Annotated in this window: 5 protein-coding genes; 2 read left to right on the top strand and 3 right to left on the bottom strand. The window is 56.1% G+C overall.

Features of this window, described 5'->3' with window-relative positions; genetic code table 11:
• Positions 1-326: 326 nt before the first annotated feature.
• Positions 327-1,319 carry a GlxA family transcriptional regulator gene (locus J0A65_RS21050; protein ID WP_206596304.1) on the bottom strand — a complete coding sequence of 331 codons (993 nt, stop codon included), beginning with the start codon at positions 1,317-1,319 and terminating at the stop codon, positions 327-329.
• A 179-nt stretch (positions 1,320-1,498) separates the two neighbouring features.
• Here J0A65_RS21050 and J0A65_RS21045 point away from each other — a divergent pair, with 179 nt between their 5' ends.
• Both J0A65_RS21045 and J0A65_RS21040 read left to right on the top strand, forming a co-directional pair.
• Positions 1,499-2,689, top strand: a complete 1,191-nt coding sequence (locus J0A65_RS21045; protein ID WP_206596303.1) for an aromatic ring-hydroxylating oxygenase subunit alpha — start codon at positions 1,499-1,501, stop codon at positions 2,687-2,689.
• Between the two features lie 328 nt (positions 2,690-3,017).
• A complete protein-coding gene (locus J0A65_RS21040) occupies positions 3,018-4,538 on the top strand; it encodes an amidohydrolase family protein (protein WP_232850085.1) in 1,521 nt (506 codons plus the stop codon).
• A gap of 332 nt (positions 4,539-4,870) precedes the next feature.
• Here the strand turns inward: J0A65_RS21040 and J0A65_RS27750 are convergent, their stop codons facing one another.
• The gene (locus J0A65_RS27750) at positions 4,871-4,993 is read right to left on the bottom strand and encodes a hypothetical protein (protein ID WP_269814694.1); all 123 of its coding nucleotides are present in this window, start codon (positions 4,991-4,993) and stop codon (positions 4,871-4,873) included.
• A gap of 26 nt (positions 4,994-5,019) precedes the next feature.
• On the bottom strand, positions 5,020-5,835 hold the full coding sequence (locus J0A65_RS21035) for an abortive infection family protein (RefSeq protein WP_206596301.1): 816 nt from the start codon (positions 5,833-5,835) through the stop codon (positions 5,020-5,022).
• Positions 5,836-6,018: the final 183 nt, after the last annotated feature.

Here is a 6,018-nt window from a genome sequence, read left to right as displayed (position 1 = left end):
TGGCCGGGCAACTGATCTTGATCACGTACGGGTGCTTGGCGGGCTGCATGGCGAATCCTCTGCTGGGGGCGGCGGCAGGAAAATCTTCATGAGTGAAAGCGCTGTTCGTCTATGAATAAAATTTACTGTGACGAATCTATTTTTCGTGTTGGTGATTTTTATAAGTGAATGAACGTGCGCTGTCCATGCCTGTTGGGAATTTTTTTATCCTCAGGAGAAATATTGCGACAGGAGGCATTCAGCCGTGAAGGGGCGGCATCGGGGGGCAGGGGAGCAGGCTGACACGGCCCGTCGTGAGGCAACCGCGCGCGTCAGCCTGACGGGCCTCACTGCCGGGTGGTGGGCAGCGATTGCCGGTAGGCGCGTGGCGTTTGCGCGAAGGCGCGCTTGAAGCAACGGCCGAACACGGTGGCCGAGGCGAAGCCTGCCTGCTCGGCGACCTGCTGTATCTGCAGGTCGGTTGACTGCAGCAGGCGTCGGGCGATCTCCAGCCGGTGCTTGCCGAGGTACTGCATCGGCGTCAGCCCAGTGGCGCTGAGGAAGCGCCGCACCAGGGTCCTTGGGGTGACATTGAACTGCCGGGCCAGCTCGGCCAGGGACAACTCCCGGGCGAAGTTCAGGCGGATGCAGTCGCGCGCCGCATCGACCAGCCTGTCGTTGCAGCTGGGTTCGAGAAACACCGGCAGCGGTGCGTCCTTGTCGCGGATGGTGAAGTAGTGCGAAGCGAACTCCGCCGAGCGGTCGCCGAGAAAGCGCTGGATCACCAGCAGCAGCGCCTCGAAGGTCGCCGGCGTGGTCGAGGTGGTGATGATGTTGTCCGACTCGACCATCTGGATCTTCGGGCTGACCTTTACCTCGGGATAGCGCTGGCGGAACAGGTTGGCCGAGGCCCAGTGAATGGTCGCCTCGCGACCATCGAGGATGCCGGCCTCGGCGAGAAACAGCACTCCGGTGACCAGCCCGACCACCACGCAACCCTGCGCATGCTGGGCCTTGAGCCAGGCCAGCGCCGGCCGGGCGCGCTCCAGGCTGTCCAGCGACAGGCCCCACACCGAGGGCACGATCAGCACATCGAAACGCTGCTGCCCGGCGGTGCTGGCGAAGTACTCGGTGTCGAAGCGCAGGCCGGAGAACCCCGTGACCCTGGCTCGCGTACAGCGTAGGAAGGTGGTGTTGAAACCACGGAATTCGTTGCTCTGGAACAGCCTGGGGCTGAGCGTCATGCCATGGAACACCTCCACCGTGCTGCTGATGGTGCTGCTCCAGAACTGATCGGGAATCAGATAGGCAATCTCGACGGCGCGTTGCGGGTTATGCATCGGCTTCGCTCTCGGCGGTGCTGCGCGCGAAGTGGCCCGCGCGAAGGGTTGTCCATTTGCGTCGAGAATACGTCCGCAGAGGTCGAATTTGGTCGATTTTGCCTTGCTAGAGTGAACGCCACCGGCCCCGACCCGGTACCGCGAGTCATCCACAAAGGCCGCCCAGAGAGGACCCGAGCATGGACAGAGCCACCGAGATTCGCCTGATCGCGCAACTGCTGGAACTCCACGCACGCGGCGAAACCCAGTACCACGAGACGACCCGGAGCCACGCCACCGAGCGCTACACCAGCGCGCAGTGGTTTGCCCGCGAGAAAGAGCGGATCTTTCGCAACCAGCCGTTGGCCGTCGGTGCCGCCAACGAGGTGCCCAACCCGGGCGACTACCTGGCTCTGGACTGGCTCGACGGCGTGTCGCTGCTGATGGTGCGTGGCGCGGACGGTCAGGTGCGCGTGTTCGCCAATACCTGCCGGCACCGCAATGCACGGCTGGTGGCCAATGGCGAAAGCGGCTGCAGGAACAGGTTCGTCTGCCCCTACCACGCCTGGACCTACGACAGCCAAGGCCAACTGGCCGGCGCGCCGGATTTCGAGCGTGGTTTCGTCGGGCTGGATAAGGGCCGGCTGGGCCTGATCGAGTTCCCCAGCCGGGTCATCGGCGGCATCGTCTTCGTCCATCCGGACCGCAACCGGCGGGTACCTGCAGACCTGCTCGGCGAAGAGATGCTGTCCGGCATGCGCTACCTGGATATCGAGAACCAGCAGGTCTACAAGCGCCGCAGCTATGTGATCAAGGCCAACTGGAAGGTCCTGCTCGAGGGAGGGATCGAGGCCTACCACTTCAACGTGGCGCACAAGCACACCCTGGCGCCGTTCTTCCTGGGCAACCTGTCCACCTGGGAAAGCTGGGGCGGCCTGTACATGCGCATGATCCTGCCGAAGAAGCCGCTGCTCGAGGCGCCCGACCTGCCCGAGACGCAATGGGACATGCGCCGGATGGCCAACATCATCTACACCCTGTCGTCCACCGTGCTGCTGCTCGCCCAGCCGGACAACATCTCGCTGATCCGCATGGTGCCGCTGGCGGTCGGGGAAACCCGCATCGAAGAAGTGCTGCTGGTCGATCGCCCGCAAGACGGCGGCAGCGAGTGGTCGGCTGACGAACTGCGCAGGCACGAGACCAACCACAACCTGGTGAACAAGATCCTCATGGAAGACTGGGTACTTGGCGAAACCATCCAGGCCAACATGCAGAGCGGGGTGGTCGATGCAGTTCACTTCGGCCGCTTCGAATCGGCCCTGACCTGGCTGCACGACGAATACGAACGCGCGATGGATGTCGAGCAGATGGTCGTCGCCAGGCAGGTCTGAGTGGTGGGAGGGGGCGGTGGTTTGCGGCTATCGGGATTGGTGCGGCTGCCTCGTGGGGACATTGATCGGAGGGCATCTCTCTATCTTTGATGTAGCAAGAGGGCGAAGTGATGGTCTGCTGTCGGCCAGAAGCGGCCTGTCGTACCGGAAGATATCGGCCAAAAACATACTGCTACTCAGGTCATTTTTCTAGGAGCGACTAGAGTCATAAGGCGAGCTCAAAGCGCACACACACAGCGAGCTTACTCGTCGCTACGCCCTCTGCTTGGGCGGCCTATACATTAAGAAAACGAGCATAGAGATTTATATAGGGAGATTACACGTGGGCATGCCTGAACGAATCGTTGATTTACATACTCATCTTTTTAATGCGCGATATGTACCTCTAGCCAGCATTATTGCCAATGCAATGAACAAGGACGAAAGTCGGTTAGCAAACAATGTGGCAAGCTTGCTGCTGATGCTGGTCGGGTCTTCATATCATGAACCTAAAACGCTTACCACGCCATCCCCAGATGATGAGGATGCGGTGGATGAATTTTATTTGGAGAGAATCTGGAGTATTGCATACTATGAATTATGCATTGCGACTGGCTCTCTAGATAAAATAACAAGCGAGCTGGGTGAGCTATCAGAGTCCCCATTAAGTCCTCAAGAAATAAATTTACTACAGTCTAGTGAGTTGGCTCAGATAATCAAAGAGCTGTCTAAGGCAAATTACGATGCTGAGGGCTGGCATGACACAGCCTTGCCCGAAAATATTGAAGCTGAAAAATATATAGATTTAAAGGCAGGGGTGAGCCTTAAGCGTTTTCTAGGTGGGGCTCGGAGTGCTTTGAAGAAAGCACTGTGGGTGGTCAGTAAATTGATGAATAAAGAAGCCTGGGGAGAAAAGGAAAACTACCTAAGGTTTTTCCTGACCATGCTCAGCTCGGAAGAGAAGCTGCTGGAGCGGCTCTTATCTTCCTATGGCAGCGACTTACCTAAATTGCAGGTGGTGCACTACATGATGGATATGCAAATGGCTTACGCAATGGAAAAGCCGCCATATTATCTATTCCATCCTGAGCAAGTTCGACGCATGCAGTTATTGCACCGATCAAGACCCTGCAAGGTTTTCGGCTTTTCAGCGTTTGACCCTCGTCGTGAGGATTGGCTTAAACACGCGACTGAAGCCCGGGAAAAAGGATTTATTGGTTTCAAATTCTACCCAGCAATGGGTTATAAACCAACTGAGAACGAACCAACTTACCAAGATCGCATTGACGCATTTTTCGATTTTTGCATCAAATATGATATGCCGATTTTTGCTCATTGTACGCCGACTGGATTCCAGACACGACACAAGCTTGGTGGCAACGCCCATCCTAAATACTGGAAGAAAGTATTGGAAAACAGTCGCTGGAGCGACCTTAGGTTGTGTTTGGGACACGCAGGTGGGGGGGCGATGATCAACGGCAACATAAATTCTAAAGGATGGATGGCTGATTCAGAGGAGGAGTGGCAGGACCAAGATAACTTCGCACGCATCGTCTGCGAGCTGTGCACCACTTATCAAAATGTGTACTGCGAAGTCGGTTACATTACCCAACTATTCGAGGCCTCAAAACTAGAGGTATTTGTCGGCAACATAGAGAAAGCTAGAGGCGCAGCTGTTAAAGCCGCACGACCATACGAACTGCTTACAAAAATGGCTTATGGTTCAGATTGGCACATGCCCGATATGGTGGATCGCACTCGTGACTACCTAGATATCTTCCTTAAGATTATGAGGCGAGTTGAATACAGCGAATACAGTGATCGTTTTTTTTGGCAAAACGCTTACGCATATTTGAAGTTGCATAAATAGACTTGCCAGTCTTCTGGTAAAGAACGGATTCTAACCAGCCAGGGATGGCCATATGAGACTCTAGGGATTGGTGACACCCGAGTTGCGGTGATCACAATCCGGAGGGGCAGTATAGAGTCATTGCATTGAATAGTGCTCAGAAAAGGGGGGGCAGAAAATGGGGCTGGAGTCAGACCGTCGCTATCCGGCCAGGAGTTGGTCATATAGCTGTGGACGGTTCACTGCGGCTGCTCTGTCGTACCGCGCTTGGCGCGTATCACCTCTACCATCTGCTCATGCAGTTTGACCGCTCCCTGGCTCGTTATCACCCCGCAGCATTGCCGTGTGACGATTTAGCTTTCCAATATACCGTGAAAGCGGTAGTGCATCGCTTCTTCAGGGCTAGTCTTGGCGAAGTTTTCCAGATTCCTGGCGAATCGGGCCAATTCGCTTACTTTTAGACTGTTGTCTGCCATGAATTCGCTTTCCTGTGTGGGCCTTCCTAAAACGGTATTGAATCGTTCCAAGTCGACTCTGTCGTCTGTTGCAGACTCTTCGCCTTGATCCGTGCTTCGAGTGACTTGATGAATCGGATGGATGAAGCTACGTGATTAAACACAAGCAAACTCTCGTCGTAGTTCAGAATGGGATTGTCATGGGCCAGGCTCTTATTGTTCCTTACGTCATTGAAGGCCTCGAGTACGGAAATGGAGGATCTGAGTATCCGATCAGTCATGACTGATTCCAGGTGACCGCTTTCGCGCAGGGCCTTCACATACTCGCCGAAGACGCTGTGCAGGGGTTTGTCCCGACTAATCGTGATGCCATGCGGCTCACAGGTGATCCGGATGAACTTGTTGACGAAGGTGTGTAGGCGATCGAGCGCGCCCTCGGGCTGGTTCTTCTCGATGGCCTCGCGCACATGCTCGGCCACTACCTCGAAGTCACGCTCATCTGCAATGGCGGTCAGAGCATCCAGGTCGGTGACAGGCTGGTCGCTGAGCAGGCGCTGCGCGATCTTGCGGCAATCGTCGATCAGCACCGGGTTACTGTCGCCCAGGTGGTCATTCTCCACGCCGTAGGCGATGAGCCCGTCAAGCACTTTGCCAACAGTGTGGCTCGGAGCGATATCCCAGAAGGTCCGCATCCTCTTGGCCTTGGAGTCACCCCCAGTTCGGAATTGTGGCGCATCGATGTCGACCCGAAAATCGATGAAGAACTCCGCATAGGTGCGATCCGAGAAATCAAGGACGTAGCCGCTTCCCATACCTAGCAATTTTTCGAGCTTACGCCGCTCGAGCGAACCGATCTCGGCCATCGCGCGTCCCCTGATCCTCTAATGAGAGCCCTTTTTGAACTCTACCAATGCAGCTTCGGAAAAGGGGACAGATTTATTTACTGTGTGGCTGTCCGCTTGTGGCCGAAAGCCACCAACCTCCTAACCACTGCAGCTACCTGAAATCCCGACTCCGTATATCCAGCCCGGTCAGCAGCTGGGTCA

It is taken from the genome of Bowmanella yangjiangensis, assembly GCF_017255015.1.
Lineage (GTDB): Bacteria > Pseudomonadota > Gammaproteobacteria > Enterobacterales > Alteromonadaceae > Bowmanella > Bowmanella yangjiangensis.
This window is presented reverse-complemented; position numbering and strand designations above follow the sequence as displayed.

Coding starts and splice junctions, on each gene's coding strand:
- J0A65_RS21050 (WP_206596304.1), bottom strand. CDS start 1,319: ATGCATAACCCGCAACGCGCCGTCGAGATTGCCTATCTGATTCCCGAT.
- J0A65_RS21045 (WP_206596303.1), top strand. CDS start 1,499: ATGGACAGAGCCACCGAGATTCGCCTGATCGCGCAACTGCTGGAACTC.
- J0A65_RS21040 (WP_232850085.1), top strand. CDS start 3,018: ATGCCTGAACGAATCGTTGATTTACATACTCATCTTTTTAATGCGCGA.
- J0A65_RS27750 (WP_269814694.1), bottom strand. CDS start 4,993: ATGGCAGACAACAGTCTAAAAGTAAGCGAATTGGCCCGATTCGCCAGG.
- J0A65_RS21035 (WP_206596301.1), bottom strand. CDS start 5,835: ATGGCCGAGATCGGTTCGCTCGAGCGGCGTAAGCTCGAAAAATTGCTA.